Source organism: Rossellomorea aquimaris, from assembly GCF_020172085.1.
Classification (GTDB): domain Bacteria; phylum Bacillota; class Bacilli; order Bacillales; family Bacillaceae_B; genus Rossellomorea; species Rossellomorea aquimaris_E.
In genome coordinates this window covers 288,547-313,646 of record NZ_JAIVAT010000007.1, presented here as the reverse complement: position 1 = coordinate 313,646, position 25,100 = coordinate 288,547, and the positions used below count along the sequence as shown (strand labels likewise).

General features: G+C 46.7%; 20 protein-coding genes and 2 other annotated features. Of the genes, 5 read left to right on the top strand and 15 right to left on the bottom strand.

Annotation, left to right across the window (positions count from 1 at the left end; translation table 11 throughout):
- The first annotated feature begins 407 nt into the window (after positions 1–407).
- From LCL96_RS14090 to LCL96_RS14075, 4 genes are all read left to right on the top strand, one after another.
- Positions 408–2,042 (top strand): PTS transporter subunit IIBC, encoded by a 1,635-nt coding sequence (locus tag LCL96_RS14090; RefSeq protein WP_224942083.1) that lies wholly within the window; start codon positions 408–410, stop codon positions 2,040–2,042.
- 3 nt (positions 2,043–2,045) lie between these two features.
- The gene (locus LCL96_RS14085; RefSeq protein ID WP_224942082.1) at positions 2,046–2,834 is read left to right on the top strand and encodes an endonuclease/exonuclease/phosphatase family protein; all 789 of its coding nucleotides are present in this window, start codon (positions 2,046–2,048) and stop codon (positions 2,832–2,834) included.
- 237 nt (positions 2,835–3,071) lie between these two features.
- Positions 3,072–4,793, top strand: coding sequence for a pyruvate oxidase (locus tag LCL96_RS14080; protein ID WP_224942081.1), 1,722 nt, complete (start codon positions 3,072–3,074; stop codon positions 4,791–4,793).
- Between the two features lie 59 nt (positions 4,794–4,852).
- Entirely contained in the window at positions 4,853–6,424 is a 1,572-nt protein-coding gene (locus tag LCL96_RS14075; RefSeq protein ID WP_224943455.1) for an FMN-binding glutamate synthase family protein, read from the top strand.
- Positions 6,425–6,715: 291 nt separating this feature from the next.
- Here the strand turns inward: LCL96_RS14075 and LCL96_RS14070 are convergent, their stop codons facing one another.
- Complete coding sequence (locus LCL96_RS14070) at positions 6,716–9,676, bottom strand: carbohydrate binding domain-containing protein (protein ID WP_224942080.1); 2,961 nt, start codon at positions 9,674–9,676, stop codon at positions 6,716–6,718.
- A 144-nt stretch (positions 9,677–9,820) separates the two neighbouring features.
- Entirely contained in the window at positions 9,821–10,840 is a 1,020-nt protein-coding gene (locus LCL96_RS14065) for a LacI family DNA-binding transcriptional regulator (protein ID WP_224942079.1), read from the bottom strand.
- 411 nt (positions 10,841–11,251) lie between these two features.
- Here LCL96_RS14065 and LCL96_RS14060 point away from each other — a divergent pair, with 411 nt between their 5' ends.
- A complete protein-coding gene (locus LCL96_RS14060) occupies positions 11,252–12,937 on the top strand; it encodes a hypothetical protein (protein ID WP_224942078.1) in 1,686 nt (561 codons plus the stop codon).
- A gap of 37 nt (positions 12,938–12,974) precedes the next feature.
- Here the strand turns inward: LCL96_RS14060 and LCL96_RS14055 are convergent, their stop codons facing one another.
- From LCL96_RS14055 to LCL96_RS13995, 13 genes are all read right to left on the bottom strand, one after another.
- Positions 12,975–13,532, bottom strand: a complete 558-nt coding sequence (locus LCL96_RS14055; RefSeq protein ID WP_224942077.1) for a GNAT family N-acetyltransferase — start codon at positions 13,530–13,532, stop codon at positions 12,975–12,977.
- Positions 13,533–13,557: 25 nt separating this feature from the next.
- Complete coding sequence (locus LCL96_RS14050; protein ID WP_224942076.1) at positions 13,558–13,707, bottom strand: hypothetical protein; 150 nt, start codon at positions 13,705–13,707, stop codon at positions 13,558–13,560.
- A gap of 106 nt (positions 13,708–13,813) precedes the next feature.
- The gene (locus tag LCL96_RS14045; protein ID WP_224942075.1) at positions 13,814–13,987 is read right to left on the bottom strand and encodes a hypothetical protein; all 174 of its coding nucleotides are present in this window, start codon (positions 13,985–13,987) and stop codon (positions 13,814–13,816) included.
- A 95-nt stretch (positions 13,988–14,082) separates the two neighbouring features.
- The gene (locus LCL96_RS14040) at positions 14,083–14,679 is read right to left on the bottom strand and encodes a hypothetical protein (protein WP_224942074.1); all 597 of its coding nucleotides are present in this window, start codon (positions 14,677–14,679) and stop codon (positions 14,083–14,085) included.
- Positions 14,676–16,073 (bottom strand): proline--tRNA ligase, encoded by a 1,398-nt coding sequence (gene proS / locus LCL96_RS14035; RefSeq protein ID WP_318246442.1) that lies wholly within the window; start codon positions 16,071–16,073, stop codon positions 14,676–14,678. Before proS ends, LCL96_RS14040 begins: the two co-directional genes overlap by 4 nt.
- A 292-nt stretch (positions 16,074–16,365) precedes the next feature.
- Positions 16,366–16,571 (bottom strand) — a binding site (T-box leader).
- 47 nt (positions 16,572–16,618) lie between these two features.
- On the bottom strand, positions 16,619–17,131 hold the full coding sequence (locus LCL96_RS14030) for a hypothetical protein (protein WP_224942072.1): 513 nt from the start codon (positions 17,129–17,131) through the stop codon (positions 16,619–16,621).
- A gap of 15 nt (positions 17,132–17,146) precedes the next feature.
- Positions 17,147–18,172 (bottom strand): hypothetical protein, encoded by a 1,026-nt coding sequence (locus LCL96_RS14025; RefSeq protein ID WP_224942071.1) that lies wholly within the window; start codon positions 18,170–18,172, stop codon positions 17,147–17,149.
- 29 nt (positions 18,173–18,201) lie between these two features.
- Positions 18,202–19,425: an MFS transporter gene (locus tag LCL96_RS14020; protein WP_224942070.1), complete on the bottom strand. Its 1,224-nt coding sequence runs from the start codon at positions 19,423–19,425 to the stop codon at positions 18,202–18,204.
- A 62-nt stretch (positions 19,426–19,487) separates the two neighbouring features.
- Positions 19,488–19,739 (bottom strand) — a binding site (T-box leader).
- 52 nt (positions 19,740–19,791) lie between these two features.
- A complete protein-coding gene (locus LCL96_RS14015; protein WP_224942069.1) occupies positions 19,792–19,956 on the bottom strand; it encodes a hypothetical protein in 165 nt (54 codons plus the stop codon).
- 390 nt (positions 19,957–20,346) lie between these two features.
- Positions 20,347–20,544 (bottom strand): hypothetical protein, encoded by a 198-nt coding sequence (locus LCL96_RS14010; RefSeq protein WP_224942068.1) that lies wholly within the window; start codon positions 20,542–20,544, stop codon positions 20,347–20,349.
- A 323-nt stretch (positions 20,545–20,867) separates the two neighbouring features.
- Complete coding sequence (locus LCL96_RS14005) at positions 20,868–22,316, bottom strand: carbon starvation protein A (protein ID WP_224942067.1); 1,449 nt, start codon at positions 22,314–22,316, stop codon at positions 20,868–20,870.
- 210 nt (positions 22,317–22,526) lie between these two features.
- Positions 22,527–23,249, bottom strand: a complete 723-nt coding sequence (locus tag LCL96_RS14000; RefSeq protein ID WP_224942066.1) for a LytR/AlgR family response regulator transcription factor — start codon at positions 23,247–23,249, stop codon at positions 22,527–22,529.
- Positions 23,246–24,985, bottom strand: a complete 1,740-nt coding sequence (locus tag LCL96_RS13995; RefSeq protein ID WP_224942065.1) for a sensor histidine kinase — start codon at positions 24,983–24,985, stop codon at positions 23,246–23,248. Before LCL96_RS13995 ends, LCL96_RS14000 begins: the two co-directional genes overlap by 4 nt.
- Positions 24,986–25,100: the final 115 nt, after the last annotated feature.

The following is a 25,100-nucleotide window of genomic DNA, read 5'->3' as shown; positions in this document are numbered from 1 at the left end:
TTATCCCCAAATAAGAAGCGGATACCTATCCACACCTCAATTCCCTACCGTTTTATCCACATGTGAATAACTTGTCTGCACAGATTCCTATCTACCTACTGCTAAACAACTAGACTCCTTTTCCACTCCCCCAAGTCTCTACCCTCTCCTACCAAGGTCCGTCCCTCTTCGTACTAATATTTTACTAAAATAATAATTTCTTGTTGCTTTCTTGAAAGGGATATCATAAAATGTGTTTAGTTAGTGCAAACGGTTGCATTTTTATTGCATCCTCTTCATGTACATAGCCACATTAAATGAAGACACAGCGACACACATTTCATTTTAAACTGAAATGTAAACGCACACATGTCATGCATGTAAGAAATATAGTCCAATAGATTGATATTAAAGGAGGAAACAGGTTTATGAAGAATGTATTGTCATTTGATTTTTGGCAGAAGTTCGGGAAAGCATTGCTTGTGGTCGTGGCGGTCATGCCAGCTGCAGGAATCATGATTTCCCTCGGTAAGTTGATTGCCATGATGGGTGGAGACATCACATTAGTGCAAACGATTGCAAGAGTAATGGAAGACATTGGTTGGGGAGTCATCACCAATCTTCACATCCTATTCGCCGTCGCCATCGGTGGCTCATGGGCGAAAGAACGTGCAGGCGGTGCCTTCGCCGCCCTGATCGCATTCATCTTGATCAACCGGATCACGGGTGCTATTTTTGGAGTAAGCGGAGATATGCTCGGGGATCCTGAAGCAACGGTCTCTTCCCTTTTCGGACAAACACTCGTCGTTTCAGAGTATTTCACATCGGTCCTGGGAGCACCTGCCCTTAACATGGGTGTATTCGTCGGGATCATCTCCGGTTTCCTCGGAGCCAATCTTTTTAACAAATATTATAACTACAGTAAATTACCTGATGCCCTTTCCTTCTTTAATGGAAAACGCTTCGTACCATTCGTCGTAATTGTTGGCTCGATCATCATCGCCGTCATCATGTCGATTGTTTGGCCATTTGTCCAAGGATTACTGAATGACTTCGGTCAATGGATCGCTACGTCCCGCAACACGGCACCGATCGTCGCACCATTTGTATTCGGTGCATTAGAGCGACTGTTATTGCCATTCGGTTTGCATCATATGTTAACGGTTCCAATCAACTACACAGAACTTGGCGGAACATACACGATTCTGACAGGTTCCAGCGCAGGATCGACGGTAGCCGGTCAAGACCCATTATGGCTTGCCTGGATCGCCGATTTAAACAACTTCCTGGCTGCAGGAGACACAGCAAGTTATAAACAGCTGTTGAATGATGTTACACCTGCCCGTTTCAAAGTCGGTCAAATGATTTTATCCACAGCTGCCCTGATCGGGATTGCGTACGCAATGTACAGAAATGTGGATAAAGATAAGAAGAAAAAATATAAATCCATGTTCTTCTCAGCCGGTCTAGCCGTATTCCTGACAGGTGTAACCGAGCCGATCGAATTCATGTTCATGTTCGCTGCCCCACTTCTATATGTGGTGTATGCCATCATGACAGGACTTGCCTTCGCGATTGTGGATATCATACACATCCGCGTTCACTCATTCGGATCCATAGAGCTTCTGACTCGTGTTCCGATGATCATCAAAGCAGGTCTGTGGGTCGACCTTGTCAACTTCGTCATTGCCTGTATCGTATTCTTTGGCCTGAACTTCGCGGTTGCCAACTTCCTGATCAAGAAGTTCAACTTCCCGACACCAGGTCGTAACGGGAACTACATCGAGGATGAAGCGTCAACCGGTGGCGGTACGGTAAGTGCCGATTCCATCGCTCCGAAAGTCGTTGCCATGCTTGGCGGAAAAGAAAACATCGTAGACGTAGATGCCTGCATGACACGCCTTCGCGTGACGGTAAAAGACACCTCACTCGTCGGAACAGAACAAGAATGGAAGAGTAATGGAGCACTTGGACTCATCCTTAAGGACAAAGGCGTTCAGGCGATCTATGGTCCAAAGGCAGACGTCATCAAGTCGGATATTCAAGATTTATTGGGAGCTTAATTTATGAAATTACTCACGTTGAATTGTCACTCATGGCAGGAAGACAACCAACACGAAAAAATCTCGATCTTAGCCGATGACATCGCGGAGAAATCCTATGATGTCATCGCCCTTCAGGAAGTCAGTCAGCTGATCGAAAGTGAAACCGTCCAGGGGCTGATCAAAAAAGACAATTTTGCCCTAGTCCTCCTTGGAGAACTAGAGAAACAGGGTGTGACAGATTACTCCCTCGTCTGGGACTTCGCTCATATCGGATACGACATTTATGAAGAAGGCGTCGCCATATTAACAAAGCACCCGATTGTGGAAGACCACCACTTCTTCATCTCAAAAAGTCACGACCAATCCTATTGGAAAACCCGTAAAATCGTAGGGGCCACGATTTCATATGAAGGAAAGCCCCTCACCTTCTACTCCTGCCACCTCGGCTGGTGGACGGACAATGAAGAGCCATTTCAGTTTCAAGTCGATAACTTGATGGAGCAGGTCACGGCTGAATCCCCGTTCTTCTTAATGGGCGATTTTAACAACAACGCCCTGATCCGTGGGGAAGGATACGATTATCTTCTTTCCAAAGGGCTGCATGACACATTCGATACCGCAGCAGAAAGAGACAGAGGCATCACCGTTCAAGGAAAAATCGCAGGCTGGGATGAGAACAAACTCGACCTTCGTATCGATCTTATTCTCTCCAGTGAAAAAATTCCGGTAAAATCATCCAGGGTTATCTTTAATGAAGTGAATAAACCTGTCGTTTCGGACCATTTCGGTGTGGAAGTGGTATTGGGATAAGCAACTGATCTTAGATCGGTTGCTTTTTTTGTGTGTTCAGAAAGGTTATCAACCTTTATCAGGATTTATCAACCTTATTTTCATTTTATCGACCGTTCATTTCATTTATCAACCGGAACCCTCGGGATATCGATCGTTCTACATCCATCTACAAAAGTTGCACCACTCCTTCGCTCAACGTTTAACAAATCTCCAACGGTGGTAAAAAATCACTATTCAATCAAAGGAGGTTCCACTATGGCACATAAACTCTCAGGACAGGCAGCAGCAGACATCATGGAGCAATGGAACATCAAGCATGTATTCGGTCTTCCCGGTGATTCCATCAATCATTTTGTCGACGTGCTCCGGAGTGAAAAAGAAAATATTGAGTTCATCCAGGTCAGACATGAAGAAGTCGGAGCACTCGCCGCCTCATCTTATGCCAAGCTCACCGGAAACATCGGGGTATGCTTATCCATCGGCGGACCCGGAGCCATACACTTATTGAATGGTTTGTATGATGCAAAGGCAGACGGTGCGCCCGTATTGGTTTTGGCAGGACAGATGGCAACGGAAGAACTCGGCATGGATTCGTTCCAGGAAGTCCATCTCGATCGCGTATTTGCGGACGTCTCCGTTTACTGCGAGCGGGTGACATCACCTGAGTCACTTCCCGATTTGATGAATCAGGCGATCCGGACCGCTTACGCGAAAAAAGGTGTGTCCGTGCTGATCATCCCGGACGACATCCCCGGACAGAAAATCAAGGACAGCGTGAAGGCTACATCAAGCATCCCGGCTGTAACCATCCCCGCTCCCCTGGACAAAGACATGAAGACCGGAATGGAATACGTACATAAAGCGAAGCGTCCGGTCATCCTTGCAGGAACGGGATCAAGGCATGCGGCCCGTGAACTAGAGGCATTTGCCGAAAAAATAGGGGCTCCTGTCATCTTTACACTCCCTGCAAAAGGCATTTTCCCGGACAGGCATCCCCATAATCTCGGCCAGCTCGGCCAGATTGGAACGAAGCCCGCCTACGAAGCCATGGAGGAATCCGACCTCCTCATTATGATCGGTACGTCTTTCCCTTATCGTGATTACCTTCCTGACGATACCCCGGCCGTCCAGATCGATGCTGACGCAACTCAAATCGGAAAGAGATATCCGGTTTCCGTCGGGATCGTCGGTGATTCCAACCTGGTCCTGAAGCAATGGAACGAGCAGTTACCTGTCAAAGAAGACCGCTCTTTCTTGGAAGAATGCCAGAACAATATGAAAAACTGGTGGAAGCATATTGAAAAAGATGAAGTCGAAGTGACGACACCCATGAAGCCACCACAAGTCATCGCTGCCCTTCAGAAGATTGCCGATGATGATGCAACCCTATCCGTGGACGTGGGCAACGTGACGGTCTGGACCGCCCGTCATTTCAAAATGACCAATCAGAAAATGATCATCTCGAGCTGGATGGCAACAATGGGCTGTGGACTTCCAGGAGCCATCGCAAGTGGCATCGCAGAGCCCGAACGCCAGGCGATTGCCGTTTGCGGAGACGGAGGTTTTACGATGGTGATGCATGATTTCGTCACCGCTGTGAAATACAAGCTCCCGATCATCGTCGTCATCATGAACAACCGGAAGATCGGCATGATCAAGTATGAACAGGAATCCATCGGCCACCTGGAATATGAAACAGACCTCCAGGACATTGATTTCGCCCAATTTGCCAAAGCGTGCGGCGGTGAAGGTTACCGAGTCGTTAAGCATGAAGACCTGCAGCCTGCCTTCGAAATGGCTGCAAAGTCCAATAAACCGGTCATCATCGACTGTGTCATCGAAGACCAGCCTCCCCTTCCCGGCAAAATCAATTTCGAACAGGCGTCAGGCTACTCCAAGCACGTCATGAAGAAATTTTTCAAGAAGCATGAAGTCGAAATGCCACCACTGCGAAAAGCGTTGAAACGACTATTTTAAAAAGGGATTGAGCCTGTAAAAGGCTCTTTCTCCCTATAGGAGGTATGAAAGTGAACAGCATTTCTGTCATTCAGTGGATTCTCCTTATCGTCATCGTGCTCGCACTCGTGATTCCCATCGGACTGATCCTTTATGTATGGCTGACCGATGAAAAACAAAAAGAGCATGCGGTGTTGCGGAATTTCCCTGTCCTCGGAAAAATGAGATACATCCTCGAGAAAATCGGACCAGAACTCAGACAGTATCTCTTCCATCACGACAACGAAGGAAAACCCTTCTCAAGACTGGAGTATACCCATACCGTCATGGCTGGGAAATATAAATCAAGGATGCTCGGATTCGGCTCTGAGCGGGACTTCGAAAAGGAAGGCTACTACATACGGAACACCCTTTTCCCTGTCCAGCGGGACGAACTCCGCATCGATCACTCTCAAAAAGTCAAAACCAAAATCTACAAAATCGATAAAGATAACCTGCTCAGCCGCAGGGAACACAGGGAAGAAACCGAAGTGGATCCGTTTCTCCTGAAAGACGAAGACGCACCGGTCATCGGCGAGCATACGTGCAGGCATCCGTTTAAAGTGAAAGGACTCGTCGGTCAATCCGCCATGAGCTACGGCTCCCTCGGTGAAGCGGCCATCACGGCCTTATCAACCGGCTTAAAGCTCGCTTCCGGATCGTGGATGAACACCGGGGAAGGCGGATTATCAAAGCATCACCTCAAAGGCGGCGTCGATATCATCTGCCAGATCGGCCCGGGTTTATTTGGAGTCAGAACGAAGGACGGAGAATTTTCCTGGGAGGAATTCAAAAAGAAAAGTGAGCTGAAAGAAGTGAAGGCCTTTGAATTAAAACTGGCTCAAGGCGCCAAGACCCGTGGTGGCCACGTTGACGGAAAAAAAGTAACAGAGGAGATCGCCAACATCCGTAACGTGGAGCCTTGGAAATCCATCGACAGCCCAAACCGATTCAAGGAATTCAACAGCAACGAACAGATGATGGACTTCATCGAACAACTGAGGGAAGTAGGGGGCAAACCCGTCGGAATCAAATTGGTCGTAGGAAACACAAATGATATTGAAGACCTTGCCTCCTATATGGCCACCTCCGGAAAATATCCCGACTTCATCACCGTGGACGGAGGAGAAGGCGGAACAGGCGCATCCTATCAGGAACTCGCTGCATCTGCTGGGATCCCAATCAAATCGGCACTTCCTTTCCTCCACGATACCCTGGTGAAATACGGGGTACGGAACAAGGTGAAAATCTTCGCATCTGGAAAACTATTAACACCCGATAAAATCGCCTTCGCCCTTGCCCTGGGAGCCGACTTTGTCAACATTGCCCGCGGGCTGATGTTCTCTGTTGGCTGCATCCAGGCTCAGGTGTGTCACACGAACAACTGCCCTGTCGGCGTTGCCACCACGGATAAGAAACTGCAAAAGGCACTTATCGTCGAAGAAAAATCATTTCGTGTGTGTAACTACATCATCTCCCTGCGCGAAGGCCTGTATAACCTGGCCGCTGCCACTGGAATCGATACTCCGACGAAGTTTGGCCGTGAACATATCGTATTTCGGGATGAGGACGGACGACTTCATCCAATCAAGCCGGAAAAAGTACTGACATAAGGGAAAGAAGCAGCCGATTGGGTATCGGCTGCTTCTCTTTTTGAGGTATGGGACTGCTGTTGGATTGGATATCGACCGTTATGGAGATTTATCGACCTTATTTTCAGGATATCAACCGTTTTTTCAGTTTATCGACCCTTCATTTGATTTTATCGACCGAAATCACCCGGATATCGACCGTTCTACCTATTTCGAAAATTTCCTCCGTCCTCCTGACCTTTGACCGAGCGCTCAATCAGCCTACACCCAAACCAAAAGCACAGCGCCCAAGACGCTGCACTCCCTTAATATCTACTTCAACACCACATTATCAATCTCCACATCATGAGCTCCGATCGACGATCCGCTTTTACCCAGCAGGAACTTAAGACTCGTTGAATCACTAGCAGGCATCGTAAATGTATACTCATAATGCGCTTTATCCCCACCAAGCTGAACGACTTCTGATAAGTAGCGATGATAACCGGCATTTTCCACTGTCACTTCCATCGTCCGGTCAACCGTCGAACTCGCATCAAAGGAAAGCGTGTATTCCACTCCCGGCTCAAGCTTCAATCCACCCTGATAAAGCTGAACACTCCAGGTTTCATTTCCTTCATTTTCAATCGAGATCTTCGCCTGCCCATCTTCTTCCATAATAGCAGCAGAAGCATCAACGTGGATGTAATTTTCCCAGAATTCCAAATCGGTATCGAAAGAGCCATTTTGAATCATATTCGCACCCGGCGCTCCCGCTATTTTCTTTAACTTGAAGTTATCCAGCTTTACCTCATCAGTGCTTCCTCCGAGATGGATGAACAGCTGGGATTCAAGATCTGTTACATCCGGCATCGTAAACTTCATGGCATGATTATCCCAATCTGTAGTCAGAGAAATTGTTTCCGTTGCATAGACCTCTTCCCCGTCTTTGCTTCTCAGCTCGATCACAAGGTCACGATCACTCTCAGCCACCCCGTCAAACGTCAATTCATACTCATTCAACGCCTTAAGCTGTACCCCTTTTTGTACCATTCCAACCTCGTCTGTTTCACTTGATGGCTTGACCGCGAATACCCGCTCCTCAGGATCCACTCCCATGGATTCGGCACTCTCGGAACCTATCAGATTCCAAAACAGCAGACGGTCAGGGAATCCCTGATCGAACGTTCCATTATAGAGAAGGTTCCCGTTTGAAAGGGCTGGCTTGGAAGCATCCGGATCTACTTGTACAGGAGGGATCTCTTCCACCCGGACATTCCCGAGCCACACTGGGAGCTTGGACAATCCGAGATTAAACTCCACGCGTGCTGCAAGATCATTTTCCTCGGTCATCTGGAATACCATTTCATAGGATTCCAGCTCGTCCGTTAATGAAAAGGCTTCGCTGTTTGAATAAGCGCTGTACCCCCTGTCCGCTCCACCGCCTACTTTTACATTGATCGGTCGTGAACCGGTCGACTTCGCATCAAAAGATACACGATAATATCGACCCTTTCCGAGGGAAACGTCCTGGATGAGCTGCACGGAGTAAGGCTGGCTTCCCGGCTCTTCCACATCCACTTTGGCAAAATGACTTCCATCAACCTGGTCAAGGGACACATTCGCCTTCCCTCCAAAATCAGGTACGGTCAGGAAGTACCAGTAATCCGTATTCTCCACCCCAGGAATCCCGTCAACGTCTTCCCAATCTTGATTAAAACCATTGTTGTAAATCAAGTTACCATCTTCCAGTGGCTGCTTCGCGTCATCCGGTAATGGTGCCTGTTCAAATACAGGCAGTTCCGGCGATTGATACGGTCTTCCTGTCAAATCATACACACGCACATAGTCCACATCCATGGATTGAGGGAACATCGTCTCCTCTGTCGGATCGCCATCGAAATTTCCGCCGATCGCCAGATTCAACAGCATATGGAACGGCTGGTCGAATGGAGCGGGATACGTGAAATTAGCGGCATTTCCTGTGCCTTTACTGTACCAGTTGTTTTGGGTCTGACGGAGTTTCCCGTCCACATACCAGCGGATTTCCCCCGGCTCCCATTCAACCGAGTACACATGCTCGTCGGCAATGGTCGATCCACCTTCAAAGGCATAGTGAGTGCCGGTATATTTATTATTCGGCCACGATTCACCGTAATGAAGTGTTCCGATGGCTTCACCCGGATTGCTTCCCTGTGCTTCTAAAATATCAATCTCACCGGAAGCAGCCCATCCGCCGTACCGGTCATCTTCAGGCAACATCCAGAACGCCGGCCAATATCCCTTTCCGACTGGCAGGGATGCCTTCATTTCAAATTTCCCGTAAGTCTTTGAAAAAAGCCCCTTCGTCTTCAAACGGGATGACGTATAGGCATACCCTTTATAGTCTTCCTTCTTGGCTGTGATCAACAGCTTCCCGTCTTCCGTCCTTGCATTTTCCGGGCGATCCGTATAATATTGCCGTTCATTGTTCCCCCATCCCGGAATGAAGGTTCCGTTGGCATCGGTATAACCGTTGCCGATATCAAACGTCCACTTATTACGGTCGATCTCTTCCTCATTGAATTCATCATTCCAGACGAGGGACCATGGTGTAACAAAAGAAGCAGCGTCACTTGTTTCTTTCCCATTGAATTCGATTTCACTGTTCAATGTTGCTTTTTCAATGGATCCTTCTCCGTCGATGGTCGATCCTTTACCTGTTTGCGACACCAGAAGTTCTTTTACCACTCCGTCAGACGAAAGAGCGACAGATGAAAGCGCGTTCAATTCTAACCGCTCTGCAATACCGTCAAGTTCTACTTGCGCTTCCCCCTTTTTCCCTGTCGTCGAAACCGTATCGAACTCACCTTTCAAATCGGCTTTTTTCGTTTTGACATGTGATGCCGATACAGTTACGTTCTGAAATCCGTCAAATGTAATCTCGTTTTCTTCTAATATAACATTGCCTTCCAACTCAGTCTCTTCAACGACCGATTCTCCGGAAACAGTGATTTTTGCCAAGTGACCGGGTCCTTGAATCGAGAGGCTATGCAACTCGGAATCTGTCAATTGCAGGGTATCCGGTGCTTCCCCTTTGATCAGGGTTTCCCCTAGCACCGTCACGTTTTCAAGAGTAATATTCTCTCCGGCATCCGGTGTGATCACCAGGTCCCCCTCAATCGTTTTATCCCTCAGGGTTGAATCCTTTAGATGATAGGGCTTGTCTTTTTGTACGGCTTTTCCTATGGTTCCTGGTGGCAGAGTCATGATGAGACATGCAGCGGTAAAAGAAGTGACTGCTTTTTTTAACATGTGAACGCCTCCTGTATTTGTTTATGTCTCACGTGGGACATTTGTATATAACTATAAAACCTTCACGATGGATTGACAACATTTTTTTACAATAACAATCTCACTTTCTACAAAAAAAGAGCCCGTTCCCAAGGGGAATCAGGCTTACTTTTTACGGCAGGACTCCCTGCTTACGAGAGTCGCTTGAAACGGCTTCATCTTTTCATCCGGTACTCCTTCGACCCTGTGTATCAACTGTTCTACCAAAGAAACCGCCATCTCCACTCTTGGCACATTCATGGTCGAAAGGGCAGGAGACGTGTATTCCGTCAGCAGGATATTGTCAAAGCCGATGAGGGAAACGTCCTGTGGAACATTCCGTCCTGCCTCCTTCAATGCTTTGAGGGCACCAAAGGCAATATGATCATTGGAACAGACGATGGCAGACGGCAGCATCCCCTTGTCCATCCAATGGTGGACCGCTTCCCGTCCCGATTCTTCCATAAATCTTCCCTTAAATATGTACTCAGGCTTCAGGGGAATTCCTGCTGACTTCAATGCTTTCTGAAATCCACTGAGCCGCTCCCTTGCAGCATGATTGTCTTCATCCCCCGTGATGATGGCGATATCTTCATGTCCAAGCTGGATGAAGTGATTCGCCGCCTCCATCGCCCCCTTTTCATTTTGCAGTATCGGCATCGGAATGGAAGGTGTACGCTCGGTGAGATTGTTCTGATCGAAGACCCCGACCAAAAAGCCGGCCGACAGGATATTGTCCACAATGGGCTGCACGTTGCTCCAGCTGATAATGATGCCTGCATCGATACTTTTCTCCCGGTACAGCTTCATCACCGGAGACGGATCATCCAATTCGGTAATCGTCACGAGCACCTTGTAGCCACGGAGAGAGGAGGCATTGATCACTGCCCCGATCACGGCGCTATAAAAAAGATCATCCGAATAGATCCTGTCTTTCCGTGGATCCTGAATAATAAACAGTCCGATCGTATGGGTCTTCTTCTTCACCAGCCGTCTCGCTGACACATTCGGCTGATACTGATGTTCTTCCATGATCTTCATGATCCGCTCCCGGGTCTCTGGCCGCACCTGATCGGAGTCGTTTAACACCCGCTGCACCGTCTTTCGCGACACCCCTGCAAGCCTCGCAATATCAAAAATGTCCATAACTTCCTCCTGAATGGTTGCTTCTTCCTATTATAGCGGATGAAGATTGGGTTGGGTATATGGTAGTGGTAATCGGGTTGCCATCGTTCAGCGCTTCTGATCATATTTGCAGCCGACCTCCCTAATGAACGAAGCCTCCAGAAAGAGATATCTGCCAAATTTTCATTTTATCTGCCATCCTGGTGAGTTATCTGCCAGATTCTCTTTTTATCTGCCGTTCTAGAGGGATATCTGCCAAATTCCGATTTTATCTGCCATTCTACATTTCTCGACACAAACTACTCCTCTTCATCCTTTGACCGAGCGCTCAGTCAAAACCAACCACTCTCCCAAAAAAACAAGTGAAACCTCCCCACTCCCTCATCCGTATATACACTATAAACAGAATCACAACCTTGAAAGGGGAACATTATGGGAAACATCTTATTATTTTCACTGATTGTCGGATTGGCCATGGCGCTGCTGCTCGTACCAATGACCATCATGAAAAAACAACATAAAAAAGAAGGGTATCCATCCTTTCCGGCCCTGTTCGGAGCGACCCTCATTATCACATCTCTTGTGGTATTCGTCTTCTACTACCTGACGAATCTCGATCAGAACTTTACGAGCATGTGGATCCTCCTGATTATTGCGTCAGGATTCGGGGCCGCACTCTCAACAGGAAAAGAACGATTGGTGAAAAGCCTTCTATTCCTGGCTACCCTCTGCGTAGGCGCTTATTTCATGACAGCCTTCGTCTTCAATGCCGATAAGAAATTCGAATCGGCCAAAATGGAGGTCAAAACAGAGATCCAAGCTTTTGATGAAAAGGAAACGCCGGCAAGCGTCCCTCCACAATTCGCCCGGAATAAAATGAAGAAAGCGTTCGGTCAGGTCCCGAATACGAGTTATTATGAGCTCGGCAATCTGCAGATCCAGAAGGTCGACGGTGAGTATGTATACATCGCTCCTGTTGAGTTCTCCGGTTTCTTTAAATGGCTTAAGGGGGATGAAACTCCTGGATACTTTAAGCTGAGTGCGACGGATTCAAACGCGAACCCTAAGTTCATCAAAGAAGAAATGGTGTATACACCTTCTGCATTTTTCAATAAAAAAATCGAGCGGCATATCCGTTTGAATTATCCGAAGGAGATTTTCAACGGGGATGTTCAGCTTGAAATCGACGATGATGGAAAACCGTTTTATATCCAGACTTACGGGGATTTCATCTCGGCACGTAACGGATTCGAAGTGGAAGGAATCGTCATGGTTGACCCTCAGACAGGGAAAACGAAATCCTATGCCATTAAAGACGTACCGGGATTCATCGACGGCGCAGTTTCCCCAGAAACGGTCAGCCTTCAAAACAGCTACTTCGGTAACTACGTAAAAGGTTTCTGGAACAGCCGCTTCGGTAAATCGGACGTGAAACTTCCTTCAGATGAAGGAACGGAAGCGAACGTGAGCCCGATCTTCGACGAAAATGGTGATATGTACTACTTCACCGATTTCACATCGCCAAAAGAAGGCGTCGATTCCATGCTCGGTTACTCCCTGACCAATTCACGAACGGGAGAAGCGACATTCTACACAGGAAACCTGGAAGAATCGTATATGGATTCACAAGGGGCCCTGCAGATCATCCAGAAGAAATTCATCGAGAAGAAATGGGACGGCGAGATGCCGGTTCTCTATAATTTCTACGGTGAAGCAAGCTGGCTGACTCCGGTACTCGATGCGAATGGTTTCTTGCAGAACTACTTCATCGTGTCGGCAGCCAATCCTGAAATCTCTGCTTACGCAGGCACCCCGAACCAGGCATTGAAAGCCTATAAAACTGCCCTGCAAAGAGGCGGTGGAAGTGTCGACGGCAGTTCCAAAGCAGAGGAGAAAAAAGCCAACGGTACGGTCGTCCGGGTCTACAAAGAAAAATCCGGTGACTACACCGTCGTGTCCTTCCTCCTCGACAACGGAAAGAACTATATCGTTTCTTCCGAAAACAGTTTACTTGCCATCTACCTGAAGGAAAATGACAAAGTGAACGTCACGTATATGGATACAGGTGAAGCCTTCCTGCCTGTTAAAGACATGACGATTGAAGGTTTGCAACAATAAGGAAAAGGCCGGAATCATAGCGATTCCGGCCTTTTATTTATTCCCCTGCATTCACATAGTACACCAGATTATCCGTCCATTCCCCAAATTCATAAATGAACCCTTTCCTCGTACACTCATACTGCATCCCAACACCTTCTGCCAGGCGGATCGACGGTGTATTATCCAAATTGATATGGGCTTCAATCCGGTGAAAATTCAATTTCACAAACGCAAGCTGAAGGGCAGCTTTCACTGCTTCCTTACCGTACCCACGATTCCAGTGACGATTATGAAGGGTATATCCGACCCTTCCCCAATTGAAGTTGTACCTCATGAGCGTCGAGAAATCGATGGTCCCGATATTTGCCCCATCCTCCTTCCGGAAAATTCCGAGGATATACACTTGATCCCCATCGATCATTTCGTCATGCTTCTCAAGCATCTCCCGAAACCAGAACTCCGTGCACTCGCTCATATCCTGATATCCCACATCATATTTATGCTGTGACGGGAGCCTGTTTAGATGTTCCCTTAACCAGTTTTCATAATCGCTGTTTACGAAAGGCCTGATCACCAGTCGCGGTGTTTCTATGGTTAAGTCCTTATGCTTCATCTCCTGCACCATCCCTTATGTACGCCTATTTCTCATCCAGTTTTGATTGTATTTTTTTTAATAGGTCTATTTGCTCGCGATGACTTTCCAGCATTTTCTCCGTTTGCTTTTCAATCGTGATGGTAATCGACCAAAGGGAAAGTACAATGACCACAACAATGACGAAAGTCTCCATTCCCCTCACCACCTTATACATTTAATAGTACCAACCACCCAATTAGATTGGTAGCTCTTTTTTTCAAAACAGAAGGCGCCCCTCTTTATGAGAAACGCCTTCATTGTCATTTATCTTTATACCACTCTTCCTCTAATTCTTTTTCGATCTGTTCATCGGATAAATACTCCTCATCCATCTGCTTCACATGCTCGGTGATCCGGTTAAGCTTGGAATGCACGATCCATAGGCTGATTACCACGAATACCATGAAAAAAATGATGATAAGTCCTACATCCATATAATCGACGCCTCCTTTACCTATATTTATTAAAGAAACCTAGGAAAAAGAAGGCTTTAGCAAGAAAAAGTACGGAAAGGTTCGAAAGTCCTTTTTTATCCGGAACGCACAAAATACCAGTGTTCAGCCAGTGGTTCTATCTCGATGAAATCTCCTCCAAAGTCTCCTGAACGGGGTTTCTCCCCTGAAGATGAGTAGACAAATCCTGAGAAGCTATCCAGTAATCCACGAAAGGTAAAGAAGAGAATCAGCATTTCATCATTCTTCTTATCAATCACAATGTCTCCCCCGCCTTTAGACAACGCACCATATTCCTCCGGGAGATGAATGACGGAATCATTGTAGGAGACGTTGGAAGTGAGCGTACCTTCCATCACTTTCTTCACCACCGCATCCCGGTCCTCACGATGTTTTTCAAAATCCAAATTCAGTACCACTTTGTTGATTGGGAAAAAGATGATGAAGATCACGGTCATAGCTTGAATGATCACCGGCTTCCATCCCTGCTTCTTGAATAGAGCAATGATGGAGAAGATGGCTGTGACAAGGAAAAAACCTGCCACCGCCAACCAAAGAAACGGCATCAAAAACGGTGTCAGAATGTGAACGAGATCCCACTGAAAAAACGCCAGTGCCACCATCATGGCACTACTGACCATCGACAATACAAGAAAGATATTACCTTTTCTCAATATGCCTTTGCCCAATACACCAGATGATTCGCATCCTTTTCACAGCATACGCACGTATCGGACACCTGCTCCTGCTCAAACGGCATACAGCGTGAAGTGGCACTCGTTTCTTCCTTGATCTTGTCTTCACAGGCCAGATCCCCGCACCACATCGCTTTGATGAAGCCGCCTTTCTCACTTACTATCGATTTGAACTCTTCAAAGTCCTTGGCTACCGTCGTCTTTTCTTCACGGTGAACTCTCGCTTTTTCCAGGAGATTCTGTTGGATGTCTTCCAGAAGTTCAGCAACTTTCCCTTCCAGTTCTTCCATACCAACCGTGATTTTGCCACCGGTATCGCGTCTTGCCAGCACCACCTGTCCGTTCTCGATATCACGTGGCCCGACTTCCAGGCGAAGTGGGATGCCTTTCATTTCATATTCATTGAACTTCCAGCCAGGCTTTTTGTCGCTCGCATCTATGCCGACACGGGCAACGGCTGCCAGCTTACTTTTCAGATCATAGGCAAAATCAAGGACGCCTTCCTTATGCTGGGCGATCGGTACGATCATAAGCTGCGTAGGTGCAATCCTTGGAGGCACCACAAGACCCCGGTCATCCCCGTGAACCATGATCATCGCCCCAATGATTCGGGTGGTGAGTCCCCAGGATGTTTGCTGAACATGCTGCAGCTTCCCATCTCGGTCTGTAAATTGAATTCCGAATGACTTTGCAAAACCGTCACCCAGATGGTGGGATGTCCCTGACTGCAGGGCTTTTCCGTCATGCATCAGACTCTCGATCGTATACGTATATTTCGCACCGGCAAATTTCTCTTTCTCTGTTTTCTGGCCTTTGATGACCGGAATCGCCAGCATTTCTTCACAAAGCTCTGCGTACACTTCAAGCATCTTCACTGTTTCGTCGTGGGCGTCCTGATCCGTCTCGTGGCACGTATGCCCCTCCTGCCACAGGAACTCCAATGTCCGCAGGAATGGACGGGTCGTCTTCTCCCAACGGACAACATTGGCCCATTGATTGTAAAGCTTAGGCAAATCGCGATACGAATGGATGATGTTTTTGTAATGCTCACCGAATAACACCTCGGACGTAGGGCGCACACAAAGTCTTTCCGCTAACTCCTCATCCCCTCCATGGGTCACCCACGCGACTTCCGGAGCGAATCCTTCGATATGATCTTTCTCCTTTTGCAATAAACTTTCTGGGATGAACAAAGGCATATACACATTTTCATGCCCGGTTTCTTTGATTCTGGCATCAAGGGCATCCTTGATATTCTCCCAAATCGCATACCCGTAAGGTCTGATGATCATCGAACCCCGGACGCTGGAGTAATCGATGAGCTCCGCCTTTTTGACGACATCAGTGTACCACTGGGCGAAGTCTTCCTCCATGCCCGTTACATCTTTAACAAATTCTTTAGCCAATTTGAGCACCTCATTTTTCGTTGGATTGTATTTAACGGCGATAAATTGATTTTATCGGCGAAAATTTGGATTTAACGGCGAAATCGTGATTTTATCGAGCGAAATCACGAATATAACGGCGAAAATGTTGATATATCAGCGAAACTTTCAATTTATCGGCGATTTTCCGGATATATCAGCGAAATTTTCATTTGATCAGCGAAATCTCAAATATATCAGCGAACCACCAGACGGAAAAGCAAAAAAAGCCCTGCTTCTCATCAGGGACCATTTCTGGCGGTACCACCCTGATTCAAAGCAAAGCTTTACACTCATTCCATGATAACGGTTTCGGACCGCTGATATCTTCATTCGATACAGAACTTAGAGGCAGGTTCAAAGGTTCATCAATGAGAGCTTTTCACCACGTTAGCTCCCTCTCTGAAAAGACAAGATCCCTTTACTGATCCTCTTCAATGTTTCAGTTATTTTAGATGATTATATAGAGATTTGATGGGGGTGTCAATTGCATTTTATTCACCGGGTCGTACAGGCGTTACCTCAAGCTCAGCAAAGTCAGCCTGTTCGATTGCAAAGAACCATTTTGAATCCTTCCTGAAGGTAAGCTCTCTTTGTTGTCCGTTTCCTGAGAGGACCATTTTTTCTATACCGTTATCAAAGACTTTTCCATATAGAATCGGAACCTTTAATCCAGATTCTGTTTCATATTCAAACCCTGATGTGGAATAAGGTATATCACCTTCCACTTCAAATCCATAATAAGGACCAGGTTCATACCAGCTATATCCCTTTTTACTCTCGGTTATACTTCCTACACCCAGATCACCAGCTAACTCATAGAAGACTATCGTTTCCCCATTAAACTCTTCTTGAGAAAGCAAAACTTTTAATGGAACAGCTTGATCAGCCGTTTGGAGTCCGTATTCAACAGCCTCTTCCTTCGTCTCAAACCATTCCCTTGAATCCTGATTGCTGCATGCCCATAAAGTAAGAATACTGAGAACGAAAATGGCATATCTCTTCATGAAAATGAGCTTTTTTTACAAAGCATAAAATCGCTCCATTTCCCGTTCATAAAAATCATTCCCATTCCGCGCATCAAAATCCGCCGCGATCTCCTCTGCCACCTCACTCATCACATCCACCGCAAAACCCGGACGATGCCCGGCTTCCAAAAGCTTGCGATGAAGGACGATCGCACTCATATAAAAATAAAACATCCCATACGGGTCCTTCCCGCTATCGGCATACTCGATGTGACGATCAAGTACCTTTATTCCCTTAAGAGGCTCTGTTAATGCAAGGAAGCGGATATGTTCGGATGCTTCCACCAGGAAGTGGGGTTTATCATAAATAAAGAAATATCCCTCGGTCTGATAACGTCGGGCTTCCTCCACCTTCCCATGCTTATAATAAGGAAGCAGCAGCTTGCTATACGTCAGATGGGGAATTTCACCGCAGGTCACTTCCTTGGATAATAAAAGCTTTTCTATGGGAGCCGCTTTTTCGATTTCTCCAGTAATATAATAATACTCAAGCTCCGTCTGATATTCACACGCTTCACAATCTGCAAGGGAATCACGTTCAGCAGCGGTCCATTTGAGATAGTGGGCATGGGCTTCTTCCATTTCGCCGGTTTTTAAAGCCCGTTTATGCAAATGCTGATAATAAGGGCGAAGACTATATCCATAACGGTCATATGCGTCTTTAAAGTCAGTGAAAAAGTCATCCAAGATCTCCATCTCGATACCAGGCATCTTCACCAGATGCTCTGCCACCCACTTATACATCCACAGAAGGTCTTCCACCCACTCCTTTAGATTCTCTTCATTATCATAAAAGAAGTCGCTGCACCACTCGAAATGATCAAATAATTCCTCGTACTCCCCAAGGTAGTTGACAGTCCCCATGATCCCGAACCGGCAGCAGAACTCCTTATATAGATCCCCTTCTTTTTGGGCAATGAACAACAGATCCTCCAAGTCATCCCACTTCTCAAAGCTCGCTTCTACCCGGTTCATCAGTTCTTCCCATCTGTCCCAATACTGATCTACTGTCATCTTCATCCGCGAACCCCCTTGTATGAGTGTGTTTTTTATTTATTATAACATTCAGAATGTTGTTTTAACTGTTTTTTCCAAGAATTATTTTGCAAGCACATATTCAATATCAGTGTAATCAATAGCATGAAAAGGGAACCTCCTGCCACGGCACCCCGAATTGAAAGAGCTTCTGCTCCGACTCCGATCAGAACCGTCAACAGAATGACGAGAACTCCTTCAAGCAATCCATAAAGGCTGCCCACCCGGCCCATGATGTCCACAGGAATATGTTCTTGATAAAAGGTTTCAAATCCTGTAGTCGCAAAGGCAAGAGCGAAAGATAAAAGAGCAAATCCAATCGCAATTGTTAGGAAGTCAGATGAGCAAGCATAGATGATATACCCAAGAGAAACGACCAAAGAACCTGCTCCCATCAGGTGCATATGATGAAACTTATGAGAAAGCGCCGTATTCAGGAGTGACCCCAGGACGAATCCTCCACCTGCAATACTCACGAGATATCCGTACGTGCTGTCTGAAAGGTGCAGGACTTCCTTTGAAAAAGCGGCTTCAAGGGAATCGATCGCAGCTGTCATCACCAGCATCCCGGTAAACAAAATGTAGAGGACCATCACAAAGGCTGTTCGGCGGCTAAAGTTCAATACCACCTTCCAATCTGCCTTGATCATCTCCCATTTGGTACCGGTTGTATGAACCGCAGAACGATCGTCAAGCTTCGGTAACAAGAGGGTGATCCCTCCCGATAACAGAAGAGCCATGGCATTCAGATACAGGGCAAACGTCGGAGTCCCCATCATGAACATCAATCCGGCAATCCCCGGGCCTATCAAAAACGCACCGGACCCGATCAGTCCCCGAAGAGCATTGAACCGCTGTCTATCGTTCCCCGGGATCAATGTCGTGATATACGTCATAGCCGCTGGATAAAAGATCGCACTCCCCATATTGATAAAAAGCACGACCACATACATCCACCACCCTGTCGAAAGGAACGGTAACGCAGCAATCAGCACAGCCCTGAAAAAGTCCAGGGTCGCCATCAGGTTCCGCTTATTTACCCGGTCAATCAAACTTCCTGCCCATCCATTCGTTAAAAGAGCTCCCGCCGGCTTCAACACATATAACAAAATAACCGCCATGGCCGATCCCCATTCATCCAATACCATTAAATTAAGGGCAATTAAATAAATCCACCCGCCGATATTTGAAATCCCGATCCCGAGCAAAAGCAATAAAGGATTCTTCCATTTTTTCATACACTATTCCTCCCCGCGATTGTGTTTGTGAAACAAAAAAATCCCACCCCCAAGACGTTCATCTTGGGGGCGAGATTTCAAATCGCGGTGCCACCCCAGTTCGCCGAATATGTCACCATACCGGCCTTTTCGGGTACGGTTCTTTGACGTATACCCTAGCTCTACAACGGGAGCTCCCGTCACACCATCCCCCCATCGGTTCCGATGCGCTGCTCAGAGTCTTGGTTCAATATCGTCCTTCCTGCCCTTTTTCAGCTGCCGGGGCTCTCTGTTGAAGAATTCTGGATATCTACTCTTCTCTTCATGGCATTTTTTTGAAATTTTTATAATGGTAGCATGAATGGGGCGGTGGTGTAAATGAAAAGATCACATAATAAACTTTTGTTCCAACAATTCATCATATCCTGGTTTTTTCTTGATAATGTCAATGATAAGCTCACGGAGTTCATCGAGCTCCCTGGCATCAGCATTCGTATTGCAGTCTGAATATCGGAATTCATACCGGTCACGATTCATCCTTATTTTCATCATGTAGTTTCGACTCGGTTGGATCGCACATCTTTCTCCGTCCGAAAGATGCTTTTCTTCTTTTTTCTAATACTTTGACGATTATGTAGGGGAAAAGGTTTGATTTTTTTGAAAGATTAGATTGTGGATGTGCTTCAGTGCGGAGATTATTAATTATAGAGAGATAAATTCAGACCTGGTACCCGTTGCTTGTATGGTTATCTGCCATATCCAGGATTTATCTTCCATATTGAAGATTTACCTGCCATATTTTACTTTTATCTGCCGATATATCATTTTATCTGCCATATTCGCGATATATCTGCAATTCTACAAAATCCGACAATCTCTCCCTTCAAATTGATCCCCACAAACAAAAAAAGAGCACTCCCAATTCCGAGCGCTCCTCTCCCATTAGCTTCCCATTTTACGGCGGGTATTGCTGGGCTTCTTCGTCTGCTGACTTTGCATGCGTTGATTGGATGCAAGTCCTCCTGTGTTTTGTTTGCCGCCTGACTGGGCTTCTTTCTTCTTGGCAAGCTGCTGTTTCATGGCTTCCTGCAGGCTGATTTTTTTCTTTTCTGGCTGTATTGGTTGTTCATTATTCGACATAATGGGATCTCCTTTTGAGACGACTAAATTTTTGAAACTATCTCCATTATAAACCATCCTCCAGAATAAAGACATCTGCTCTATAAATAAAAAAAGCCAACCCGTGAAGGATTGGCGATGATTGTCTAGTGATATCCGTTCTGACCGTTTGCAGAACCGGATGTTTTTTGTTTCGGTGTGTGCTTACCGTTTTGCTTTGTACCGCCGTCTTTTTTCGTTTTCTTTGTCATGCTGAATCACTCCTACGATATAGTTTGTGAATCATGATTATTTTGTGTAAAAAAAGAAAAGAGTTTCCCGGTAATAACCGGAAAACTCTCCAATTACGCTGCTGGCTGTGGAACTTCTTCGTCGACCTGGATGACCGTACCATCGTTTAAGCGCTTTCTCAATGTGTAGATAAAGGCCAGGATCGCCACAATGGTTACAACTGATGCACCCATGTAAGCTATTCCCATTGAAAGCCCGAATCCGATCGGAGCGCTCAGGATGTACGTGAACGTCACCATTGTCATGAAGATCGCCGGGATCGTTGCGACCCAGTGCGGTTTCTTTTGAAGACCGAGGTACATGGCGCCTACCCATAGAGCAATCATCGCTGTCGATTGGTTTGCCCATGAGAAATATCTCCATAACAGGTTGAAGTCCATGCGAGTCAGGACAACTGAAATCACGAATAATGGAACCGCAATCCAAAGACGGTTGGACATTTTCACTTGTCCGACTTTGATGTAGTCGGCAATGATCATACGTGCACTCCTGAATGACGTATCACCGGATGTGATCGGCAGGATGATGACACCAAGGATGGCAAGTGTTCCACCGATGGAACCAAGCATCAGAACAGACACTTCACTTACGACTGCTGCCGGTCCGCCTTCTTTCAGGATGGTATTCAGTTCACCAGGCTCGAACAGGCTCATGGCTGCCGCTGCCCAGATCATGGCGATGATCGCTTCTAGAATCATCATACCGTAGAAAATTTTGCGTCCGTTCTTTTCGTTTTGAGTCGTTCTTGAGATGATCGGTGACTGTGTGGCATGGAAACCTGAAAGGGCCCCACAAGAAATCGTCAAGAATAATAAAGGAAAGATCGCGACAGAATCAGGGTGCATATTCGTTAGGGAAACCTCAGGAATATCTGCTCCCGTGATGACTAACCCTGCTCCGATACCCACCGCACTGATGAGAAGAAGTGCTCCAAATAGCGGGTATACTTTACCGATGATTTTATCGATTGGCAGTAATGTTGCGACGATGTAATAAATAAAGATTGCTGCAATAATGACACCCAGTGAAATCCATGCTGGTGTCAGGTTCGCAATCAATGCGGCAGGCGCGGTAACGAACACTGTACCAACCAATACTAGTAAAAGAATCGAAAATGCGTTCACGACATGCTTCATTGTTTTACCAAGGAATCTTCCTGCAAGATCCGGTAAATGAGCTCCCCCGTTACGGATCGAAATCATTCCCGTTAAATAATCATGAACCGCTCCGGCAAAAATCGCCCCGAGTACGATCCAAAGGAAAGCAACCGGTCCGTATAATGCTCCCATGATTGGACCGAAAATCGGGCCGACACCGGCGATGTTCAATAGCTGTATCATGGAGTTCCGCTTCGTGTCCATTGGGACGTAATCAACTCCGTCCGCCTTCGCGTATGCAGGAGTTGAACGTGTTTCATTAATACCAAAAATCTTTTCAATTAATTTTCCATATGTGAAGTAACCTATGATTAAGACAACAATCGAGACCAGAAATGTGACCATGCTTATGATCCCCTTTCGTTCATTTGTGAATACGCTTTCATTATAGCAAGCGTTTTCACAGATTCGTCACATTCTGTTTAAGATGTCGGTAATTAAGGTTGAAGTGTGGTGAGAGGGTGTTGACGTGCATCGTATAAAACACCAAATCGCAACAAAAAAAGTGTACCAGGTACAAAAACGACTCATTGTACCTGGTACACACGGCAAACTCTACAACTCCAACCGCTCCCGCAGCTCCTTCACATAGTTCCGACTCACAGGGATCGCTTCATCCGCGCCGTGTACCTTCAGCTGATACACGCCACTCCCCCATGGGATCAATTCTTCCACAAATGGCAGCTGAACGAGGTAGCTTTTGTGGACCCGGAAAAATGGATAGGTAGTGAGCTTTGCTTCAAGATCCTTGATTGGGAGCCTGCACGTATACTTCTTTTTTTCCGTACAGATGAACGTTTCCCTCTCCTCACGGAATATATAGAGAATGTCTTGAGGATGGATGAACACGATCTTATCTTCATCCTGGACTGCCAGTTTGCCCATGGATGCACTTTCTCGGGGCTCTTTTTCTTCCACTTTCAATAAGTGCTTGAGTCTTTCCATCGTCTGGGCAAGCTGGTCCTCTTCAAATGGCTTAAGTAAGTAATCAATAGCTTCTACCCGGAACGCTTTCAAGGCATAATCCGGATAGGCCGTGGCAAAGACGATTTCAGGCTTTTTCTTCATCTTTTGCAGTGTTTCCGCGAGATCCACTCCGCTCATACCGGGCATTTCAATATCAAGAAATAGGACGTCCGGTTCTTTTGTCAAAATGATTTCCAGCCCTTTTTCTGCTGAACTTGCTTCTCCGACCACTTCCACCCATGGATAACTACCCAGGAGATGTTTCATCTCCTCACGGCTATAGGGTTCATCATCGATGATTGCGACTTTCATTCCCTTTCCCTCCTTATAGAGAATTCAACGGTGGTCCCGTTTCCTTTTGAAGATGAGATCAACAGTCCGGCTTCTTTCCCCATCATCATTTGCAGGCGTTTGCTCACATTGTAGAGACCGATGCCCGTACCCGACTCCGATTCCACAGGTTGTGTCAAAAGGGTTTGCACTCTGCTTTCATCGATCCCTGCTCCGTTATCTTCAACGCGTACGGTCACTTCTTCCCCGTTCTCAGCAATCGAAATTTTCAACACAAACCCCTCTTCTACATTCCTCATGCCATGCTTGATGGCATTTTCCACAAGGGGCTGCAGGGTGATGGATGGGACTTTTGTCTGCAAGGCTTCCTCTTCAATGTGATACACCACTTCGAGACGGTCAAAGAACCGCGCTTCTTCGATGGCGAGATACGATTTCACGTGCTGTACTTCTTCTTTAAGGGTGGAAGTGGACTTAGTGCTCCCCGTCAAATTCTGCCGGACAAATTGGGATAGAGAAATCAGCAGAGTCCTAGCCTTATCCGGATTGATCCGCGTCAACGACACAATCACATTGATCGTATTGAACAGAAAGTGAGGATTGATCTGGGCCTGCAGTGCCTTTACTTCCGATTCTTTCGCGAGTTCTTTATGAGTATCGATTTCCGCCAGCTCCAATTGATGGCTAAGGAGGGTCGCAATCCCCTTCGTTAATTCCATCAGGATCGGTGAAATTTCTTTTTCCGAGTGAAAATAGAATTTAAGGGTTCCGACGATCTCATCTCCTTTTAGAAGAGGGGCCATGATGGCTGCTCCGAGTGGACAACCGGTCCTGTCACACTGGATATCCTCCCGTCCCACTTTCATCATCTCCCCGGTTTCAATGACCCTTTTCGTCGCTTCGGTTTGAATTGGCCGTCCTTCATGATGATGGTCTGAAGCCAGTCCCACATGAGCGAGGATATGGGATGTATTGGTTATGGAAACGGCCAACGCATTCACATCCCTCATGAGGATTTCGCATGTGGCCTGGGCTGACGAGGCATTCAGCCCTCTGCGCATATATTTCACCGTGCTATCGGCTAAACGGAGCGCTTTTTGTGATTGAGCCGCTCCCATACGTTCTTCTTCATAAAAAACACTTTTGATGATGAGTAGGAATATCCCGGTTCCGATCCCATTTGCTAGAATCATCGGCAAACCGATATCAGACACCAGTAAAGAAGCGTCAGCAAATGGTTTTGACAGAAGAAGGATGAGGAGCATCTGCATTCCTTCTGCCAGGAAGCCTACGAGAAATGCTTTTTGCGGGGAGACGAGTCGGTTCTTTTTTTCCCGTTTCCCGATCCAGCCTGCCAGTAATCCGGCTAAAACCGTGGAGATTCCGCAGGAGAAAGCCGTAAAGCCACCGAGGAAATAACGGTGGACTCCCGCGACCAATCCGGCACCTAGACCGATCCACGGACCACCGAGGAGCCCCGCTACCACGACTCCGATGACCCGTGAGTTCGCTATCGCTTCATTCTGCTGCAGATGCCACTGCCACTTCGTATATTCTTCCTGAAACGGATTCACGATCAATCCTGTATATGTACCAACGATCCCGAAGAAACCAAACAGCAGGATGAGGAGAAGTGTCTGGGATTTCTTCACATGCGTCCGCTTTTCAATCAAATGACGGAAGAAGCTGATCCTCGTCATCACAAAGGCTATCGTCACGATGATGCCAAGCCTCTCGACCATGGCTGCAATCAGCATATGCCTCCTCCTTTCGGTTTTCATACAAAAAAAGAAGATTCACTAAACGTTCCGTTTAATTGAATCTTCCCCTTTTTTATCTTCTGATATGTCAGGGGAGCACTTTTTCCCCTAT